General features: G+C 61.0%; 21 protein-coding genes. 13 read left to right on the forward strand and 8 right to left on the reverse strand.

The genetic code is table 11. The features are described 5' to 3' along the window. Nucleotides 1–362 precede the first annotated feature (362 nt). Complete coding sequence (locus tag ACS4RS_RS20500; RefSeq protein ID WP_439009493.1) at nucleotides 363–608, forward strand: hypothetical protein; 246 nt, start codon at nucleotides 363–365, stop codon at nucleotides 606–608. 465 nt (nucleotides 609–1073) lie between these two features. Here ACS4RS_RS20500 and ACS4RS_RS20505 read toward each other — a convergent pair whose 3' ends face one another. Further along, nucleotides 1074–1253, reverse strand: coding sequence for a hypothetical protein (locus tag ACS4RS_RS20505; RefSeq protein WP_439009492.1), 180 nt, complete (start codon nucleotides 1251–1253; stop codon nucleotides 1074–1076). A gap of 341 nt (nucleotides 1254–1594) precedes the next feature. On the opposite strand from ACS4RS_RS20505, the gene ACS4RS_RS20510 reads away from it, so the two are divergent. From ACS4RS_RS20510 to ACS4RS_RS20520, 3 genes are all read left to right on the forward strand, one after another. Further along, entirely contained in the window at nucleotides 1595–2506 is a 912-nt protein-coding gene (locus ACS4RS_RS20510; RefSeq protein WP_449313805.1) for a hypothetical protein, read from the forward strand. Nucleotides 2507–2669: 163 nt separating this feature from the next. Further along, entirely contained in the window at nucleotides 2670–4784 is a 2115-nt protein-coding gene (gene katE / locus ACS4RS_RS20515) for a catalase (protein WP_439009491.1), read from the forward strand. A 141-nt stretch (nucleotides 4785–4925) separates the two neighbouring features. Continuing rightward, a complete protein-coding gene (locus ACS4RS_RS20520; protein WP_439009490.1) occupies nucleotides 4926–5285 on the forward strand; it encodes a low affinity iron permease family protein in 360 nt (119 codons plus the stop codon). A gap of 26 nt (nucleotides 5286–5311) precedes the next feature. Here the strand turns inward: ACS4RS_RS20520 and ACS4RS_RS20525 are convergent, their stop codons facing one another. Continuing rightward, entirely contained in the window at nucleotides 5312–5719 is a 408-nt protein-coding gene (locus ACS4RS_RS20525; RefSeq protein WP_439009489.1) for a low affinity iron permease family protein, read from the reverse strand. On the opposite strand from ACS4RS_RS20525, the gene ACS4RS_RS20530 reads away from it, so the two are divergent. The 8 genes from ACS4RS_RS20530 (at nucleotide 5703) to ACS4RS_RS20565 (ending at nucleotide 11776) form a co-directional block, all read left to right on the forward strand. Then, nucleotides 5703–5876 (forward strand): hypothetical protein, encoded by a 174-nt coding sequence (locus ACS4RS_RS20530; RefSeq protein WP_439009488.1) that lies wholly within the window; start codon nucleotides 5703–5705, stop codon nucleotides 5874–5876. The two genes, ACS4RS_RS20525 and ACS4RS_RS20530, sit on opposite strands and share 17 nt — an antisense overlap. A gap of 53 nt (nucleotides 5877–5929) precedes the next feature. Then, a complete protein-coding gene (locus tag ACS4RS_RS20535) occupies nucleotides 5930–7021 on the forward strand; it encodes an extracellular catalytic domain type 1 short-chain-length polyhydroxyalkanoate depolymerase (RefSeq protein ID WP_439011796.1) in 1092 nt (363 codons plus the stop codon). A gap of 93 nt (nucleotides 7022–7114) precedes the next feature. Beyond that, nucleotides 7115–8218 (forward strand): ABC transporter substrate-binding protein, encoded by a 1104-nt coding sequence (locus ACS4RS_RS20540; protein WP_439009487.1) that lies wholly within the window; start codon nucleotides 7115–7117, stop codon nucleotides 8216–8218. 4 nt (nucleotides 8219–8222) lie between these two features. Next, entirely contained in the window at nucleotides 8223–9287 is a 1065-nt protein-coding gene (locus ACS4RS_RS20545; RefSeq protein WP_439009486.1) for an iron chelate uptake ABC transporter family permease subunit, read from the forward strand. Then, complete coding sequence (locus ACS4RS_RS20550) at nucleotides 9284–10042, forward strand: ATP-binding cassette domain-containing protein (RefSeq protein ID WP_439009485.1); 759 nt, start codon at nucleotides 9284–9286, stop codon at nucleotides 10040–10042. The genes ACS4RS_RS20545 and ACS4RS_RS20550 overlap by 4 nt, the downstream gene beginning before the upstream one ends. Beyond that, on the forward strand, nucleotides 10039–10656 hold the full coding sequence (locus ACS4RS_RS20555) for a hypothetical protein (RefSeq protein ID WP_439009484.1): 618 nt from the start codon (nucleotides 10039–10041) through the stop codon (nucleotides 10654–10656). The genes ACS4RS_RS20550 and ACS4RS_RS20555 overlap by 4 nt, the downstream gene beginning before the upstream one ends. After that, the gene (locus tag ACS4RS_RS20560) at nucleotides 10653–11273 is read left to right on the forward strand and encodes a hypothetical protein (RefSeq protein ID WP_439009483.1); all 621 of its coding nucleotides are present in this window, start codon (nucleotides 10653–10655) and stop codon (nucleotides 11271–11273) included. Before ACS4RS_RS20555 ends, ACS4RS_RS20560 begins: the two co-directional genes overlap by 4 nt. Further along, nucleotides 11270–11776: a hypothetical protein gene (locus ACS4RS_RS20565; protein ID WP_439009482.1), complete on the forward strand. Its 507-nt coding sequence runs from the start codon at nucleotides 11270–11272 to the stop codon at nucleotides 11774–11776. Before ACS4RS_RS20560 ends, ACS4RS_RS20565 begins: the two co-directional genes overlap by 4 nt. 79 nt (nucleotides 11777–11855) lie before the next feature. Here ACS4RS_RS20565 and ACS4RS_RS20570 read toward each other — a convergent pair whose 3' ends face one another. Continuing rightward, the gene (locus ACS4RS_RS20570) at nucleotides 11856–12155 is read right to left on the reverse strand and encodes a DUF6074 family protein (protein ID WP_439009481.1); all 300 of its coding nucleotides are present in this window, start codon (nucleotides 12153–12155) and stop codon (nucleotides 11856–11858) included. Between the two features lie 199 nt (nucleotides 12156–12354). Between ACS4RS_RS20570 and ACS4RS_RS20575 the strand changes: the two genes are divergently transcribed. Then, a complete protein-coding gene (locus tag ACS4RS_RS20575) occupies nucleotides 12355–13620 on the forward strand; it encodes a DUF4147 domain-containing protein (protein ID WP_439009480.1) in 1266 nt (421 codons plus the stop codon). Nucleotides 13621–13634: 14 nt separating this feature from the next. Here ACS4RS_RS20575 and ACS4RS_RS20580 read toward each other — a convergent pair whose 3' ends face one another. The 5 genes from ACS4RS_RS20580 to ACS4RS_RS20600 all read right to left on the reverse strand — a co-directional run bounded on the left by ACS4RS_RS20580 (nucleotide 13635) and on the right by ACS4RS_RS20600 (nucleotide 19581). Further along, complete coding sequence (locus ACS4RS_RS20580) at nucleotides 13635–14588, reverse strand: NAD-dependent epimerase/dehydratase family protein (protein WP_439009479.1); 954 nt, start codon at nucleotides 14586–14588, stop codon at nucleotides 13635–13637. A 95-nt stretch (nucleotides 14589–14683) separates the two neighbouring features. Then, entirely contained in the window at nucleotides 14684–15640 is a 957-nt protein-coding gene (locus ACS4RS_RS20585) for a transglycosylase SLT domain-containing protein (protein ID WP_439009478.1), read from the reverse strand. A gap of 149 nt (nucleotides 15641–15789) precedes the next feature. After that, entirely contained in the window at nucleotides 15790–16449 is a 660-nt protein-coding gene (locus ACS4RS_RS20590) for a redoxin domain-containing protein (RefSeq protein ID WP_439009477.1), read from the reverse strand. Nucleotides 16450–16739: 290 nt separating this feature from the next. Then, nucleotides 16740–17738: a TRAP transporter substrate-binding protein gene (locus tag ACS4RS_RS20595; protein WP_439009476.1), complete on the reverse strand. Its 999-nt coding sequence runs from the start codon at nucleotides 17736–17738 to the stop codon at nucleotides 16740–16742. 16 nt (nucleotides 17739–17754) lie between these two features. Next, nucleotides 17755–19581 (reverse strand): TRAP transporter large permease subunit, encoded by a 1827-nt coding sequence (locus ACS4RS_RS20600; RefSeq protein WP_439009475.1) that lies wholly within the window; start codon nucleotides 19579–19581, stop codon nucleotides 17755–17757. Nucleotides 19582–19594: the final 13 nt, after the last annotated feature.

The raw sequence follows: 19594 nt of genomic DNA on the forward strand, positions 1-19594 counted from the left end.
GATGACTTCGTCAGATATACATACAATGTTCTTTGGTGTCTTCTTGCCATACTATTCCTGCCGGGCCTCATGAGTTATTTATTTTCGCGGTCGTGGCCGGAATTTCGCAAGGACAAAGCCAATAGAGAATTCGTGCGCAAGAACCCATTGTTGACATTCTTTATTTGGCGCGAAATTAGGGATGAAGGGATAGACAGTAGGCAGCATTAGTAGCGGTCACGCGCACCTCTGACTGCCGTCGACGGCGATACGGTCAAATGCGACGGCCAGACTATGCGGTTGCACCATCATAACATTACAGACGTCTTCAGGGGCTTCACCTGTGGTAGCCAACGAACCGTCAAAGGTGTAGAGCCCATCGCATGGCCTTAGACCCGCTCAAAGCACTCTCCGACTATTCCGAAGCCGATTGCACCGTGCAGTTCTGGATCGCCGATGCGCCCGCAGTTGAATTCAGATCTCTACCGGCCGCCGTGAGTTACGCAAAAAACAATGGCGGCCGATGGCAGGAGATCGAAATCACAGTGCATTTGCCCCGCGAGGATATCGTCTACGCAACCGATAAGGTGCACCAGTTGATCGATGCCTTGCGCCTTCGCGGCCAGTGACATTGTTGGAATAGACCCAAAGATCTAGGTCGAGAGAGAACAACGTCGCCGCGGTCGTGTCCGCCCGCGGGGGGCGCCGGCCTTTATCGACATTGTTTACTCCGGGGCTGGGCCGTCCTGGAGTCCGCCTTTAACGAAAGCAACAAGCGACGAACCGGCCATCTTTGCGTGGCCGGTTTGATGGTATAGAGACTGCGGCAGGACGCGACCGCCATTAACTTAAGAATGGGGTCGGGCGGCAGATTGACGTCACGTCGCTGCCACGAGATCACGTGGCCGTTCTCTCTCGATCATTGGAGTGTGGGAACCGCGCTCGCACTCCTTTTCGAACAATACTATCGCCACGACCATCAAACGGAAACGACGCAAGGACCCGATCCCGATCCTGCCGGCCGACCTGCGCGACCGCTCACGGGCACCTCCTCCGACAAGCTGCCGCTCATAGCAGACGAGAGCCGACCGCTTCTAATAGCTGCACGAGCGGCCGTCGCCGGGTCGGAAGCCATCGGCGCAGGCAGGGTTCATGGAATCTCCCGGTTGATATCCCGATGCCGAGCCATATGAACTCGGCGCTGTCGAGCAGGCCGAAGTCATAAAGGCAAGGCTGATTGCTCCGGCGGCTACAAATGCCCGAAATCTGTTCATCAATGCTTCTCCGATTTACGCTGTGATGCAGCCATGAGTTCCTGCCCGTGGGGGTATCGGGAGAATTTCCCCACCTTGAAGCCAAGATATAGGTGCGCTCCCCGGCTGGCGTTAGCGCGAGCGCCCAAGATTTCGTCAATCTTTAAAATCTGCGTCTGAATATCGCCGATGATCAAGCCGGCCGGGAACAAACACCGCGGTTAAAAGTTGAGTGGCATCAACAACGTAACGTCAGCTTTGACAGGAGGTCTCTCATGGGTCGCGGTATTCTACTTTGGTTGCTCGGTGTTCCACTGCCAATCATCATCCTTCTCGCTCTGTTTATGCGATAGGAAGAGATCATGTCGGTTTCAATGACAGGTTCCGGAGAGGTTGCCACTTCGGTCGAATCCTCCAAATCGGCCATGACATGGGGGCCCATCTTCGGGGGTGCTGCCGCTGCCATTGGCGTCACGCTCATTCTTCTGCTGCTCGGATCCGGGCTTGGGCTGACGATGGTGTCGCCCTGGTCAGGGCAGAGCAGTTCGTTTGGGACGCTCGGTGTGACGGCGGCAATCTGGCTCGTTCTGGTGCAATGGCTCTCTTCGGCGCTCGGAGGCTATATTACCGGCCGGCTGCGGACGAAATGGGCGGCTGTTCACACGGACGAGGTTTTCTTCCGTGACACGGCACATGGTTTCCTAAGCTGGGCTCTGGCGACTGTCTTCGTCGCCGGGTTTCTCGCATCATCGCTGACCTCGCTGGCCGGCGCGGGTGCACAAGCCGCGGGCTCGGTTGTGGGATCGACTGCCACGGCCGCCGGCACGGCAGCAGCTTCGTCGGCAGCCTCGCCGGTGGATCTGTCCACGTCCTATTTTACCGACGCATTGCTGCGCCCTGACCAGGCTCGCGCCGCGGCGACGTCCAATGATGCCGCGGCAACATCCGAGGTGTCCCGCATCCTCCTCAACGGCGCTGCCCAGGGCCAGATTCCCGATGATGACAAGGCCTATCTTGCCACCATCGTCTCGTCCCGGACCGGTCTTTCCGAAGCCGATGCACGCACCCGCGTCGATACGGTGCTGAAGCGGATCGACGACGCCAAGGTCGCCGCTCAGAAAGCTGCCGATGAGGCGCGCAAGGCGGCCTCCACGACGGCCCTGCTCGGCTCGCTGTCACTTCTGATCGGGGCTTTCATCGCCTCTGCCGCCGCCGCGTTTGGCGGATCGCAACGCGACGAAGAGGAAGATCTCGTCGTTGCACGCCGGCTCTGAAATCCGGCGGAATCGGGGGCGCGGGGTCGAAAGGCCCCGCGCCCTATTTTATGCAGTCTTGTTTGACGCAGCCCTTCGCCAGGTTGCAGTTTATTTCGCGGCAAGCGGAACATGTCGCCATTTTTGAACTTCGGTTAGGTCACACCCTTTCCGGAGAAAATAGATGGCCAAGAAGACGAAGACCTCGCCCTCGGACAACGCGACGATTCATGATCAGATATTGCACCGCGGTGCAGGCGGCGAGCTGCATCAGTTTGCCGAGGACGGAATGCCGGTGCTGACCACAGCCCAAGGCGGCCCCGTCTCCGACGATCAGAATACGCTTCGTCTTGGCGCCCGCGGGCCCGCCCTCATCGATGACTTCCATTTTCGCGAGAAGATCTTTCATTTCGACCACGAACGCATCCCTGAGCGAGTCGTTCATGCACGGGGTTATGGCGCCCATGGCTATTTCGAAACATATGAATCGCTAGCCGCCTACACCCGAGCCGATCTTTTCCAGCGGCCCGGGGAGAAGACGCCGGCCTTCGTGCGGTTTTCGACAGTCGCCGGCAGCAAGGGGTCCTTCGATCTGGCGCGCGACGTGCGCGGTTTCGCGGTAAAGCTCTACACGCAGCAGGGTAATTGGGATCTGGTCGGCAATAACATTCCCGTCTTCTTCATTCAGGACGCGATCAAATTTCCGGACATCATCCATTCCGTAAAGCCGGAACCCGACAGGCAATTTCCGCAGGCGCAGTCGGCGCATGACAATTTCTGGGACTTCATCTCCCTCACGCCGGAAAGCATGCACATGATAATGTGGGTGATGTCGGACCGCGCCATCCCGCGCTCCTTCCGTTTCATGGAGGGGTTTGGCGTACACACCTTCCGCTTCGTCAACGCGGCCGATGAATCGACCTTCGTCAAATTCCACTGGAAACCGAAACTCGGCCTGCAATCGGTCGCCTGGAATGAGGCGGTCAAAATCAACGGTGCGGATCCGGATTTCCATCGCCGGGACCTCTGGCAGTCGATCCAGTCAGGAAACTTCCCGGAGTGGGAACTTTGTGTGCAGCTTTTCGATCAGGACTTCGCCGACACGTTCGACTTCGACATCCTCGATCCGACGAAGATCATCCCCGAGGAGATCCTGCCGGTCAAACCGGTCGGCCGTCTCGTGCTCGACCGAATGCCCGAAAACTTTTTCGCCGAGACCGAGCAGGTCGCCTTCATGACGCAGAACGTTCCGCCCGGCATCGATTTCAGCAACGACCCGCTTCTGCAGGGACGGAACTTCTCCTATCTCGACACGCAACTGAAACGTCTGGGCGGCCCGAACTTCAGCCATCTGCCGATCAACGCTCCGAAATGTCCCTTCCACAATTTCCAGCAGGATGGCCACATGGCGATGCGCAATCCTGTCGGACGGGTCAATTACCAGCCGAACTCCTGGAATCAAGGCCCACGAGAATCGCCGGTTCAGGGCTATCGTCACTTCCCCGCCGAGGAGCAGGGTCCCAAAGTCCGGTTGCGGCCGGAAAGCTTTGCCGATCATTACAGCCAGGCCAGACAGTTCTTCATCAGCCAGACACCGCCGGAGCAACGCCATATAGCAGCAGCGCTGATCTTCGAACTGAGCAAGGTCGAGACACCCGTCATTCGCGAACGCATGGTCTCGCATCTCATGAATATCGATGAGACGCTCGCCAGCAAGGTCGGTCACGCACTCGGCTTCAAATCGATGCCGAAACCTGCCGATGCCGCCATGCCGACGCGGCAGGATCTCGAACCGTCGCCGGCGCTCAGCATTATCGAGCGCGGTCCGAAACGGTTCGAAGGACGCAAGCTCGGCATTCTTGTCACCGATGGTACCGATGCCGCTATCTTCAAGGCGCTGCTTGCCGAGGTCACCGAGCAGAAGGCAACATTCGAAGTGATCGCGCCAAAGATCGGCGGCGTGACGCTCTCGGACGGCAATTGGATCGAGGCGCATCAGATGATCGACGGCGGACCTTCAGTGCTTTACGACGCCGTCGCGCTGCTGCCCTCGTCGGCGGGAAGTAGTGATCTGCTAAAGGAGGCAACGGCCCATGACTTCGTGTCGGATGCCTTCGTGCACTGCAAGTTCATCGGCTATGTGGAAACAGCGCTGCCCCTCATGCAAAAGGCCGGAATTGCCGATTCCCTGGATGAGGGCGTGCTTGCGCTTAGGGCGGCCGGGGATGTCGCGGCCTTTGTCAAAGCGCTTGGCAAGCTGCGCGTCTGGGGCCGCGAACCGTCGGTCAAACTGAATTGAACTTAGGGTCGCCATGAGAACGAATAGTCGTCTAAAGCTCGCGGAAACGCGGGTTTTAGACTGTTCGCAGCACGTAATGTATTGAGCCTGGATGATGGAAACATCTGCTCCATCCTTCGTTTATGCGCTGTGGAGAGCCGTATGCGCTGGCGTTTTCGACAGATTTCAGACTTGGCCGTCTTATGGGCAGGGCATCGCGCGGTCCCTGTCACGCTGGTCGCGTTGGTCGTCATATGGGCGGCGGCGGGCCTAAGTTTTTCTTTCCCACGGCAATGGTTTCTGGTGACCAACATGATGGGGACACTCATCATATTTTTTATTCTTCTGCTGGTACAGCACTCCCAAAATCGGGACATGGTGGCGCTCCAAACCAAGCTCGACGAACTGATCCGATCAAGCAAGGCCGGAAATCACTGGATTGCGGCTGAGAAGAAAGAGGCCGAAGCCATCGAGGAAATGCGCCAGCAACACCACGACCGGATGTCAGAGACGATGAACTGAAACGCGTCGCATCGAGGCGATATGTATTAGCTGGAGGCTGCCTCCGCGGCAGATTTTTCATCCGCTTTTTCCTCGACGCATTCGGCTTGCGCGGCAAGCGTCTTGCTCATTTCTCTGAGTTCACCCTCGTCCAGCTTCTCGATGCCGACGAACTTGTTGGCGGCCTGGCTCGTCAGGATGAGTTCGTCAAGCTTGGCCTGAACCGCTTTGCCGTCACGGTTCTGGCTGTTCTGCAATACAAATACCATCAGGAAGGTGATGATGGTCGTGGTCGTATTGATCACCAGCTGCCAGGTTTCAGAATAACCGAAAAAGGGGCCGGATACCGCCCAGGCAATCACGAGCGTCAGAGCCGCGACAAAGGTGAACGGCTTTCCCGAGAAATCGGCGACGACGCTTGCAAAGGAAGAGAAGAAGTTGGGTTTGTTCGACATCAGAAAAGCCTCGCTAATTGCAGCGACAATGCTGTCAATCGACAACATCAACGTCATTTCCGGGCCGAAGTTCCTCGCCCTGCGGAGCTGTCCGCGCATCCGGAAATCCAGCCTGCTCAGAAAATATTGTGCAGCGCAGCAACCTTCCGCCGACTGAGGCGTTTACGCAGGCATCACCGCCATCCCGGCTGCTGATTGGCGGAGACATTCATGAGATCTATGTCCGACACGCTTGCGCGCCTTGCTGCGTTGCGAGGAACGCTTCGCCCCCGCCCCACGCAGGAAAATCCCGATCTGATTGCCTTGGGAGCATTTGGTGCAAACCCGGGTGCTCTGGCGGGTTACATCTACCTGCCGTCGAAGCGTGCAAAGAACATGGCCCTGGTTACCGTCCTGCACGGCTGCACCCAGGCTGCATCAGGCTATGACATCGGGTCGGGGTGGTCGCGGTTGGCAGAGGATTATGGTTTCGCGCTGCTGTTTCCCGAGCAACGAAGGGCAAACAACCCCAATCTCTGCTTCAACTGGTTTAACCCCGAGGATATACGCCGGGATCACGGCGAGGTCTTTTCCATTCGCCAGATGATCGCAAAGGTCGTTACGGAACACAGCGTCGACAGCCGACGCGTGTTCGTGACCGGGCTTTCGGCCGGCGGCGCCATGACCGCCGCCATGCTTGCCACCTATCCGGAGACTTTTGCCGGCGGGGCCATCATTGCAGGCCTGCCCTATGCCAGCGCCGCGACCATTCCCGAGGCGTTCGACCGAATGCGCGGTCATGGCGGCCCGACCGCCAAAGAACTGCAACTGCGGTTGAAAAACGCCTCAAGCCACAGAGGCCCGTGGCCGACTTTGTCGCTCTGGCAGGGAAGCGCAGACAGAACCGTCGTGCCATCCAATGCGAATGCCATCGTGGAGCAATGGAGAAATATCCACGGGATCGACGCATCGCCGTCGCGCGTGGAAAATATCGGACGACATCAGCGAAGGGTCTGGACCGATGCTCATGGGGTCGAGGTGATTGAGCTCTATACGATTGCCGGAATGGATCACGGAACGCCGCTCGACATCGGCACCGGCTACGGGGCGAGCGGCCCCTTCATGCTTGACGTCGGAATTTCCTCGACCGTCGAAATCGCCAGGTCCTGGGGCCTAATTCCCTCGTTTGAAAAACGGCGCAATGCAAAACCCGCTGCTGCGCAACCGGAAAACGTCGTTGGTTCATCTGCCACGGGGGATGATCGCGGCGGCATTCAGAAGGTCATTGAAGACGCCCTTCGGTCTGCCGGGCTGATGCGATAATCATATCGCTAATTAAAGTGGAGATTTGTAGACAAGATTAAGTGCGCGGAATAGGAATGGTCCTCATCGCAAATGATTGTCCGGGGAGACACCATGGTTCCACTTTCGCTTTTTATCTCAACTGCTTCACGCCGCCGCATGGCAGCGGCACTTGCCGCGATGCTCATTGCGCCGCCAGCTTTCGCCGAGGAGATCGTCTTCAAGGACCAGGGAAACCGCGAGGTGCGGCTGGTAAAGGCTGCCGAGCGGGTCGTCTCGATCGTCATCCCGATGGCTTCCACCGTCATTGCGCTGGATGGCAGCACCCGGAAGCTCGTCGGCATGAACCCGACGGCAAAGAGCGCCGTGGTCGAAGGCATTCTTGGAACAATTTTTCCCGAAGCCAAGGACATTGCCTCCGACGTGACCGCGTCGAATTTCGTGCCGAATGTCGAGGCGCTCACCGCCGCCAATCCCGACCTGGTCATCCAGTGGGGTGATCGCGGCGCCGATATCGTCGCGCCGATCAACAATGCCGGCCTCACAACGATGCTGATCCTTTACGGCACCGAAGAGCTGACCCGCGAATACATGACCATGGCTTCGAAGGCGATCGGCAAGCCGAAGCGGATCGGCGAACTCGTGGAATGGCGCGACCGCGTTCAGAAGGAGATCGAGGCCAAGGCAACGGCTATCCCTGACGACAAGAAGCCGAATGTTCTCTACCTCGGCCGTGCACTCTCCGATATCAGCGCTTCCGGCACCAAGGGCAACTACAACGCCTGGTCCATCGAGCTTGCCGGCGGCAAAAACGCCTCGGCCGAACTCAACGGCACGGTCTCGGTGAACAAGGAACAGATTGCGGAATGGAACCCCGACGTCATCTTCCTCAATGCTTTCGAGGCGAAGCTGAACGTCGACTGGGTCTATAACGATCCGATCCTATCTCTGACCAATGCCGCCAAATCCAAGCGGGTCTACAAGATGCCGCTCGGGGGCTATCGCTGGGATCCGCCGAACCAGGAATCGCCGCTGTCCTGGATGTGGACGGCTAATCTGCTCCATCCCGATATCTTCAAATACGATCTGCGAGCGGAAATGAAGACTGCCTACAAGACGCTTTACAATTACGACCTGACCGACGGCGATATCGACAATATCCTTTGGCTGAAGGATCAGGGTGCCTCCGCCGACTACGCGCAGTTCAAGGCGAAGTGACGCCATGACGACGATTACGCACGAGCAAACGGCGCCCACCGCCCGCCGGATCCATCTCGCCAGGCAGACGCTGGTTATCGCGTTGCTGCTGGCGCTGTTTGCGGTCGCGTTCACGGTCAGCCTCTGCGTCGGTCGTTTCTCGGTTCCGGCCGGTCGCGCACTGGAGCTGCTCTGGCAGGCGATCAGCGATCCGTCGCGGGAGCTTGCCGGCATCGACGAACGCATCGTCATCCTGGTGCGCGCGCCGCGTGTCGTGCTTGCCGCACTTGCCGGCGCCGGGCTCGCCATCTCAGGCGCCGGCCTACAGGGCGTGTTCCGAAATCCGCTGGTCTCGCCCGATATATTGGGCATTTCCCAGGGCGCTGCTTTCGGCGGCGCCCTGGCGATCATGCTTGGCATCTGGGGATTTCCGCTGATTGCCATGGTGTTCCTCGGCGGCATGGCGGCCGTCATCCTGGTGGGGCTGCTCTCGCGCATCAACGGCCGGTCGGAAACGGTGACCGTGATCCTGTCGGGGCTGGTCATCAGCTCGATGTTCGCTGCAGTGGTCTCGCTGCTGCAATTCATCGCCGATCCCAACACATCCCTTCCCGCCATCGTCTATTGGCTGATGGGATCCTTTGCGACGGCCACGTGGGAGCGCACGCTGGTGGCAGCACCAGGCCTTATCCTCGGAAGCTGCTTCCTGTGGATGCTCCGCTTCCGCCTCAATATCCTGTCGCTCGACGAAGCCGAAGCCCGCAGCCTTGGCGCCAATACCACGCGGGAGAGATGGCTGGTCTTCTGCCTCATTGCCGTCATCGTCGGCAGCCAGGTCGCGGTCTCAGGCATCATCGGCTGGATCGGTATCGTCATTCCCCACGCCGCCCGTCTGCTGGTCGGCCATGATCACCGCGCGCTGCTACCGGCAGCCGCCGTGCTCGGCGCCGGTTTCATGGTCTGCATCGACACGCTCGCCCGCACCGCGACAGCGGCGGAAATCCCGCTTGGCGTCATCACCGCCCTCGTCGGCGCGCCGATCTTCGCGGCTCTGCTACGCCATCACTATCGCGAAAGGACGGGATCATGATCGGATTGACGGATGCGGTCGTGAGATTCGGGGCACGCACCATCCTCGACCGCCTGAGTTTCTCTGTGGCCATCGGGCGCTCGCTCGCCATTCTGGGCCCCAACGGACGCGGCAAGACGACCACGCTGAAGGCCATGCTCGGTTTTCAGCCGCTCGACGAAGGCAGCCGTATCGCGCCTGCCATTGTCGGATACGTCCCGCAGAGCGGAAACAGCAACCAGCGCTACCGCGCCATCGACGTCACCGTCATGGGGCGGGCAGCACATCTCGGCCTGTTCGGCCAACCGGGACCTTCCGATTTCGAGATTGCCCATGCCGCACTCGAGCGGGCGGGGGCTGCCCGCTTCGCCGAGCATTTCTTCGACCGGCTTTCCGGCGGCGAACGGCAGCTCGTGCTTCTGGCGCGGGCGCTCGCCACCGGTTCGCAGGCGATCGTCCTCGATGAGCCGGCAGCCGCACTCGACCTTCGCAACCAGGAGAGGCTACTGACCCTGCTCAAAAACCTTCGCGATCCGCGCGACAAAGCAATCGCCTTCACGACGCATGATCCGAACCATGCGCTTGCCGCCGCCGACGATGCGCTGCTGATGATGCCCGATGGTCAATCGCTGTTCGGTCCGGTCGGCGAGACGATCACGCCGGACAATCTCGAACGGCTCTACGGTGTCCCGATGCGAATGGTCGAGCTTATCGGCGCTGCCGGCGACAGGCATCAGGCGGTATTGCCCGCCTTTGCGGGAATTCGAGCCGCATGAGCATCCTTCTGGTCCAGTCGCATTATCAAGACCCTTTCACCATGAGCCCGTCGGCTTTCGCCGAGGCGACCGCACAGGGCAGACTGATCGCCGTGCGTGAGATGGAGCTGACCGAGGCGCATTTCGCAGCTGCAAGCGGCCTCCTCACCACGACCCATCTCGACCAGGTCGGCTTCCTCGGATATGCGCCGGCGGTGGCTTCCTTTCTCGACCGCGGCGGCCGGTGGCTCTTCAGCGGCCACATGCTTCGGCCGATCCTGCCGGAACTCGGCACCTATATTCCCCTGCCACAGCCGAAAAGAGCCGACTTTGCGCAGGTCAGGAAATTCGACCATCCGGTTTTTGCCGGCATCGACCAGAGGATGCTGGAAACGAACCGCGGCGTCGCCGGTTTCTACGGCCGTGGACACAACCCAATGCCGCCCGGCGCCGTTGCGATCAATACATTGGGATCGGCTGCCGTTCCGGTCGACTGGATCTGGGCGCGGCCCGCAGGCGGAGAGATCCTGTCGCATGCCGGAAACGAGTTCTGGGGTTGTGGAGACGATCCCGAGATCAAGGAGAAGCTGGCCCGCCGCACTGTGGCCTGGCTGGCAGGGGAGCTGAACCGATGAGCGTGCTCGCGATCCATCCCGGCGCCTACTACCATATCGAGACGCTGGAAGCGCCGCGTTACCGGCGTCATTTCGACCGTTTGGTACGGCCGGAGGATCTGCCTTCTGTCGAGCTTTGCGAACACCGGGTGCTGTTCATTCCCTGCCGGACGCCGGCGGACCGGATGGCGCCACATGCAGCGCAGCTGCGCGGTTACCTCGAACAGGGCGGCACGATCGTTGCGACTGGCGAGACGGCCTGGGAGGCATTCCTGCCGGCAATTCATTTCACCCCTCAGCCGACGAACTGGTGGTGGTGGCTGACCAAGGGCGCCGATCTCGGCGTCAGGATCGCCGCACCGCGCCATTCGCTGTTCGAAAGCATCGGGCAGGACGACCTGACCTGGCATCTTCACGGCTGGTTCGCCCCACCCGAGGGGGCCGAGGTTCTGGCCGTAAACGGCGAAGGCAAGCCGATCCTTTATGTGGACGAGGTCACGACGGCGGGGCGCATGGTGATCACCAGCCTCGATCCCTGTTTCCACCACGGATCGCATTTCATGCCGGCAACGACGCGCTTCCTGGATGGTTTCCTTCCGTGGATGCGCATGGAATTGGACAAGGGAGGGTCGGAATGAACGAAGTGAAGATCGAAGTCCTCGAAGACGGCAAGCCGCTTGCCTACGGCTTTGCGGATATCATGCGCTATCACGGCTATGGTTTTCCCGGCGGCGTCGCCCATGCCTTCAAGGTGATGGAGCGCGCCTTTCCGCTGCTCAGCGCCGACGGACCACCGGAGCGCCGCGAAATCTCGATCCGCACGGCCTTTCGCGGGCCGGGCGGGCGCGATGCTTTTGAAATGGTGACGCGCGCGGTGACGGAGGGGCGCTACACGGTCGATCCCTCTCTTGATCGGCCAGAGCGCGGCGACATCCTCGCCCGCTACGTCTTCGAGCTCCACTATCGCGGCCGCACCATCATCCTGCAGCTGCGCGACGGCCATGTCCGCGAGGAATTCATCACGCTCGGCCGCAATCCCGACCGGACATCCCAGGAAGACGAGCGTCTTGCCTGGCTAAAGCAGGAGATGGCGGACCGCCTGCTGGCCCTGCCGCCGGAGGCGGTTTACGAAGAAGCATAGTACGACCAGTCTCACGATCGGACAAAGTGAGTTCGAAAACGCGGCTTCGATCCAGATCCGACCGGCTGCGCCGAAGCCGTTATCGGTTCTGAGACTTGGGCAGCGGCCCGTTTTGATGGCTGAGGACGAGTTCGATTTGGACATCCTGCTGAAACTGCAGCACCCGCAGGCCGACATCACTCTCCGGCATCCCGGATGCCAGAAGCTGATCGGCGAGCCTGCGGCATTCAGCCCTCCAGAATGCGATCGCATCCGCGCCATGTCTTCGGCCGAGTTCACGGGCGCAGCGCTCGATATTGGCGGTTCCGGTTCCGGAGGGAAAAGCAATCACCACGCCTTCACTCTGGGCGGCGGGGCGGCAGGTCATTTCAGTAGCCATCGAACACAGGTTCCTTTGATCCTGTTCGTTGTCTACGGGACTATGGTTAACGCTTTCTATCGTTCGTCTCCGTTCTTTCGATGAAGCAGAATTTGCAGTCCACAACCATCACACTGCCTCGACTTCGACCTTGACGCCAGCACGGGGATGCGTCGACAGTCGGCATCACGTTCGACACTCCAGGCAGCAGAGACCACTGATGACGATAAGCGCTCCCCGCGATTTCCTGAAGAGCCTGTTCGACGCGGCGGTTCGCGCCGCCGATCCGCTGACCGGCATCAAGGCAAACCTGCCTGACAGGCCGAAGGGAAAGACCGTGGTGATCGGCGCCGGCAAGGGTGCCGCGCAGATGGCGCGGGCACTCGAAAGCATCTGGGAGGGGCCGCTCGAGGGTCTGGTGGTCACGCGCTACGGCTATGGCTGCGAGACACGCGACATCGAGATCATCGAGGCTGCCCATCCCGTTCCCGATGCGGCGGGACTTGCCGCGGCAAGTCGGCTGGTGGAGACGGTGAGCGGACTGACGGAAGACGATCTGGTGATCGCGCTGATCTGCGGCGGCGGCTCGGCGCTGCTGCCCGCCCCGCCGGTGGGGCTCACCCTCGAAGACGAGATTGCCCTCAACGAAATGCTGCTTGCCTCGGGCGCGCCGATCTCGGCGATGAACGTCGTGCGCAAGCATCTCTCGACCATCAAAGGCGGCAGACTTGCGGCAGCAACCAGAGCTAGGGTCGTCAGCCTGATCGTCTCCGACATTCCCGGCGACAATCCGGCCCATGTCGCCTCCGGGCCGACAGTGCCTGATGGTTCAACGCGGCACGACGCGCTTGAGATCGTCAAGCAATATGGATTGCGGCTGCCGCAGGCAGCCCTCGACCATCTTCACTCCCCCAAGGCCGATGCACCGCGGCCGGACGATCCGGTCTTCCGACGCGACGCACATCACATCATTGCCTCCGCCGGCGTGTCGCTGGAGGCCGCGGCCGCCCTGGCGAAGTCGCAGGGGATCGAGCCGGCGATCCTTTCGGATGCGATCGAGGGAGAATCTCGCGACGTGGCGCTGGTGCATGCGGCGATCGCCCGCGAGGTGCTCGGCCGGAACAGGCCGTTTTCGAAGCCGGTCGTCATCCTGTCCGGCGGCGAGACGACGGTGACGCTCCGCACCAAGGGCGGCAAGGGCGGACGCAACGGCGAATTCGCGCTCGCCATGGCGCTTGCGATCGACGGACAGGAGGGCATTCATCTCCTTGCCGCCGACACGGACGGGATCGACGGCTCGGAGGATAATGCCGGTGCCTTCGCCGATGGCGGCACGGTCAAGCGCCTGCGCGCGGCCGGGCTCGATCCGCGCCGGCTTCTCGACGGCAATGACAGCTATTCGGGCTTTGCAGCCGTCGACGATCTCTTCGAAACCGGCCCGACCGGAACCAACGTCAATGATTTCAGGGCCATCCTGATCGCTTAATAATATCTGGCGGATCAGGTCTCGATCCGACCCTGCCCGACCAGCCAACCAACCGATTCCTGCACCGCCTGCAGCGATGTATATCTCGGCGCATAGCCGAGCAGGCGCTGGGCTTTGGCGATCGAGCAATTCGGGCTGCGGGCGATATGCTCCCAAGTCGCCTCCGCATCTTCGGCCATCTGGCTTTTGGCCCAGGCATCGAATGGGGCGAAGCTGAGCTTCGGCTCTTGCCCAAACCAGTGCGACATTGCTTCGGCATAACCACGAAGCGTCAGCGCCTGCTCAGAAACCGCGTGGAAACTCTCGCCGGTCGACGCATTCCAGTTGGCGATCGCGTCCATGAACATCGCCGCCACGTCATCGGCATGGACGTGATGCACCGTCTCCAGGCCGAAATTGGGCAGCGCCAGGGTGTCTCCGCGGGCAAGGGTCGAAAAGACCTGCAGGTTGAAATTGCCGGCCGGATTGAGCGGCGCCCATCCGCGGCCGACGATGTGACCGGGATGGATGATGGTCGCCGGAAATCCGCGAAGCCTTGCCTGCTGCTGCAGATAGGTTTCGATTGCCGCCTTCTGGATGCCGTAGTCACCGAACGGAGACTTCGGCGCCTCTTCGAGTGTCGGCACGGTGCTGGGGTAGCCATGGGTCCAGATCGTGCCGGTGTGCAGGAAATGACCGACATGCCCGGATAGCGCGGTCACCAGCTGCTCGGCACTCTCCAGCGTGAAGCAGATCATGTCGATGACGATATCGGCTTTCACTTCACGCACGGCCGGGCCGAATTCGCCGGTCCGTTCCATCTCGGCCCGATCCATCCGGCGCTGGTCGACGGAGGCCCAGGCGCGGTTTTCCGTATAGGGTTTTGCTGCGCCGCGGCTGATGGTGACGACGTCGTGCCCTGCCTCGACCAGACGAGGAACGAGATAGGTTCCGACATGGCCCGTCGCTCCGATGACCAAAACCCGCATTGTCGTTCCTCCCTTTGCATGTTCCGCGCCGACTATGCTTCGCCGTGTCGCGATCCTGCAAGCGGAGTTTTCGCCAAGGACGGGAAAGCGGCACGCTATCGATTCTTGAAAACCAGGCAGGTGCCGCCGTGACTGCGGATCTGATTGCAGAGGCTGTTGGCTTCCAGGCGCGTTTGCCGGCCGATGCGGGCGGCATAACGCGGGCGAAAGCCGAAGCTGCGATCGCGCTGGCGCAGGATCAGCGGCTGCTCCGCATTGAGTGGCGCAGGCAGATCCTGCACCGCGTCGAGAAACATGCGCCGGGCCACCGCGACATCCGCGTTCGCGGCAAGCTGCACACCCCAGGGCGCCCAGTCGCCTTCCTGACGCCAGGGTGCATCCTTTAACGTCCGGCTTTCGGCAAGCGCCACGCAGCCATCGAGAAAGGGTTTGTCCTTGTCGAGCGGGGCTGCCGCCGTTTCCGGCGGATTATCCTTCCATTCCTCCACAGTATGCGCTGTGATCGCCATCACATAGCCACGCGTCTCGTAAGGTAATCTTCCTGATGTAAGGTAAGTAGCGAGGCCGTTTTCGCCGGCGTTATAGGCGGCGGCGGCAAGGCCGAGATTGCCGAAACGATTGCGCAATTCGTCGAGATACTGCGCCGATTTCCGCAGAGCCTCCAGCACCTGATAGCTGTCTTCAAGACCGCGCAGTTTCGCAGTTCCGGGCATGAACTGGGCAATGCCCTGCGCGCCTTTGAAACTGACCGCGTCGGGGCGAAAGGTGCTTTCGCGCCAGATAAGGCGGGCGAAATATTCCGGCGGCAACTGATTGGCCTCGGCGAAATGCTCGATCGCTGCGCAGAGATCGCGATTGAAACTGTCCTTGTGGATGCAGAGCGTCTCGCCCGATCCCGAGGCCGAAGGTCCGGAATAGAGGCAGGCGGGCTCGGCATCGTTTCCTGCCGGCTGAGCTTTCGGCACGTCGATGACGGAAAATAGAAAACAGAGCGAAAGCAGGGCCTTCGCCGCTCTCCTCCCCATGTCGGACTGACGCTTTCGCCCTCTCATCGGATCTCGGCAGTTGGGACTTCCATCGCGACGCTGATCCTAGATAGCATCGATCAAGCCGCGACGCTTCCCCATTTCGGCAATGGCGCATGAAAAAGCCGCCGGGCCAATGGCCCCAGCGGCTTCGGCAACGGGCTTGAAAGCAGAAGTCAGGCCGTCGGCTGTTTGGTCTTTCGGAGATAGGGCAGAACCGTATCGAAGGAGCCGAAACGCGTGATCGCGTCTTCGTTGGAAACCGCGGCAGTGATGATGACATCCTCGCCCTGGTTCCAGTTCGCCGGTGTGGCAACCTGGTGCTTGGCCGTCAGCTGGATGGAATCGATGGCGCGCAGGATCTCGTTGAAATTCCGGCCCGTCGTCATCGGATAGGTGAGGATCAGCTTGATCTTTTTATCGGGGCCGATGATGAAAACCGAACGCACGGTGGCGTTGTCGGCAGGCGTGCGGCCCTCCGAGCTCTCGCCGGCGCCGGCCGGCAGCATGTCATAGAGTTTGGCGACCTTGAGATCCTTGTCGCCGATCAGCGGATAATCGACGTCGAAGCCGGTCGCGGTCTTGATGTCGCCCTTCCACTTGGCATGGCTTTCCACAGGATCGACCGAAATGCCGATAATCTTGACGCCGCGCTTGGAAAAGTCTCCCGCTAGGCCGGCCATGGCGCCGAGCTCGGTCGTGCACACAGGCGTGAAGTTCTTCGGATGCGAGAACAGGACGGCCCAGCCATTGCCGATCCAATCATGGAAGCTGATCGGTCCCTGCGTGGTGTCGGCGGTAAAATCGGGGGCAATATCGTTGATGCGTAAGCTCATGGTCGGCCCTCCAAAGCCTTGTGTTAATACTTGAGCATCTCAAATCGAGGCCATGGGATCCGTCCGCCGGAAGCGGTCGCTGGATTGCGGTCTTCAGGGTCGCGCCGGCCGAAAGTAAAAATGTCCCATCCCAGGATTTTCACTAAGCCATATATCACGATAACCGAAGGTACGCTCTTTCGATTTCAGGCCTGCGACGGCATTATTTTTCCGATGCATCCGAGCGATGAGAGGGCCGATTTCTTACAATCGGCACTGTCGGAAACATCAAGTGTCCGCCCTCTCCCGCTTCAAGCCGCCTGAACGGTTTTGATCCTGTCGAGGCCGCCGACAACAGGCGCGAAATCGGCCCAGACGCCCTGCGCGCCCTTCTGCCATTCCTCGAAGGCTTCCGGCTTCAAGAGCTTGCCGCCATGGCCAAGCGCCGTTTCCACAGACTTTACCTCGTCGTCGACGATCAGTTGGTTGAAATAGACGGCTCCTTCGCTGGAAGCCTGCTGGAAAACCGCCTTCTGCTCGTCGTTCAGGCCGGCCCAGAAGGTCGAGGAATAATAGATGATGCCGGATGCCCAGATGTGGCCCGTCTCGGTCATATCGGGCACGACCTCATAGAGCTTGAAGCCGGCATAAGCCGATTTGGTCAGATCCATCGCGTCGGCGACGCCGGTTGCGAGTGCATTGTAGGTCTCGGTGATCGGAATGCCGATCGGCGTCGTGCCGAATGCGCTCCAGAGCTTGGTGTGCAGCGGGCTCTGGATCACACGGATGCGCTTGCCCTTGAGCTGCTCGGGCCGCGTCACAGGTTCCTTGGTCAGCAGGTGACGGGCGCCGTAATTGATGAAATCGCCGACGACGAAATTCTGCGCCTGCAGTTTGTGCTTGAGATCGGCGCCGACATCGCCGCCGACGGTTCTGCGCACATGGTCGGCATCACGGAAGAGGAAAGGCAGATCGAGGATCTGCAGCTCGGGCACCCAGCCGGAAAGCGAGGAGACGGTGGAGAGGCTCGCCTGGATCGAACCGAGGCGCACGCCCTCGGCCACTTCCTTCTCACCGCCGAGCGCGCCGTTCCTGACGATATTGAACTTGAACTGGCCGGGAAGCTTGGCTTCGACCAGTTCGCCGATTTTCACCCAAATCTTCGTCTCCGGCTTGTCGTCGCCGAGCAGAGAGGCGATCGTGATCGTCGTCGTGCGGGCGGCGGCTGTGCGGATAAAGCCTGGCGCCGCAAGCGCCGTACCGGTTAGAGCGGCGGTCCTCAGGAAGTTACGTCGGTTGAGATTGTTCATGGAGTTGTCCTGTTCACTAGAAAATGATGGCCCAGGCGCAGAGGATTGCGAGGGAGACCAAAAGGGCGAGCAGATAGGGAACGACGGCCCGGAAGAGCTCTGAGGCGGGAATGCGGGTGACGCCGCTGACGACGAAGATCAGCATGCCGAGCGGCGGCGTCAGTCCGTGGATCATCAGGTTGACGACGATAATCACGCCGAACTGGATGGAATCGATGCCGGCGGCAACCGCTGCCGGCAGTAGGATCGGGCCGAAGAGCAGGATCGCGGCGCCGATATCGAGAACGAGACCGACGGCGAACAGAATGACGTTCGACAAAAGGATGACGGCAAGCGCGCTGCCGCCAAGCGCCGTTGCCAGATGCGAGATCAGCCCCGACACGTCGTCAACGGCGAGCAGGAAGGCGAAGGGGCCGGCCGTGCCGATCAGCAGACCGATCGCCGCTGCCTCGACCGCCGCCTGGCGGAACGCGGCATAGAGCGAGAGGATGCCGAGCCGCGCGCCGATGCCGAGCAGCAGCGTGTAGAAGGCGGCGAGCGCCGCCGCCTCCGTCGTCGTGACGATGCCGATGCGGATGCCGACGACGACGATGACCCCGAGCCCGAAGGCGGGAATCGCCTGGACCGCCGATTGCCAGCGCTGCCTGGCGGTCGCGCGCGGCAAGGTCACTTGCTCACGCACCGTCAGATGGATGGCGACAGCCAGGCATATGGCCATCAGCCCGCCGGCGAAGAAGCCGCCGACCAGCAACGCGCCGACGGAAAGATTGGTCGCCGAGGCAAGGATGAGAAAGGCGATCGACGGCGGGATGATGTTGTCGAGAACCGATGTCGAGGCGATGATCGCCGCCGCCTGCGCCTGGGGATAGCCGTGCTTGACCAGTTCCGGCTGGAACGTCGACGCGCCGAAAGCAGCATTTGCGACAGAGGAACCGGAAGCGCCGGAAAAGAGAATGCTGGTCAAAAGCGTCGTCTGCGCCAGCCCTGCCCGGCGATGGCCGACCATGGCGGCGGCAAAACGCACGAGCTGATTGGCGACGCCTGATGCCGTCAACAGGCCGCCGGCAAGCAGGAAGAATGGAATGGCGAGCAGCAAGAATTTCGATATGCCGGTGACGGTCGAGGAAACGATCGCCGGCTCCGGCAGGCTGCTGCCGAAGGCGATGACGACATAGGCAGCGGCGAGAAAGGCGTGCGGCAGCGGTGCAGCCAGCAGAAGCCCGACCGCCGCGATCAGCCCGAGGAAGATGCTCGGCGGCCAGTCGAGATCAAGCGAGATATGCGGGATGCCGGCATAGAGCGCGACGCCGAGGATCAGCGAAAGAGCAACCGCCAGGACCTTGCCTTCGGCGATGCGCTGCAGTAGCAGCACAGTGAGGATCAGCGCGCCGCCAACACCGAGGAAGCCGAAACGTATCCATTCCGGCAGACCGAGCGTCGGCGAGACGCCGCCGAGCATCGTCATGATCTCGCTGCCGCCGAAGGCGAGGATCAACGCCGAAAGCACGGTGAAGACATCGGCGCCGATCCGCGTCACCTTCTGCAGGCTTTCCGGCAGCATCCTGACGAAAACGTCGAGGCGCATGGCAAGCGCGCTGTTGAGGCTGAGCGGCGCACCGAGCGCTATCACCGCCACATGCAGCCAGATGCCGAGATCCTCCGCGCCAATGAAGCCGGTGCCGAAGAAATAGCGCAGGCAGACGGTGACGAGCACCATGACGAGCAGCGTGGCGAGCGCGAGCGCTGCGGCAACGCCGAGCACCGCCTCGACCGCCCGCAGCGCCTGCGCCGCGATCCCGTCATCCCCGGCCCGCTCGATCGGATGAAATTCACTGGTGGCCAATAAACCTGCCTTC

It is taken from the genome of Rhizobium sp. F40D2 (genome assembly GCF_051810745.2).
GTDB lineage: Bacteria > Pseudomonadota > Alphaproteobacteria > Rhizobiales > Rhizobiaceae > Rhizobium.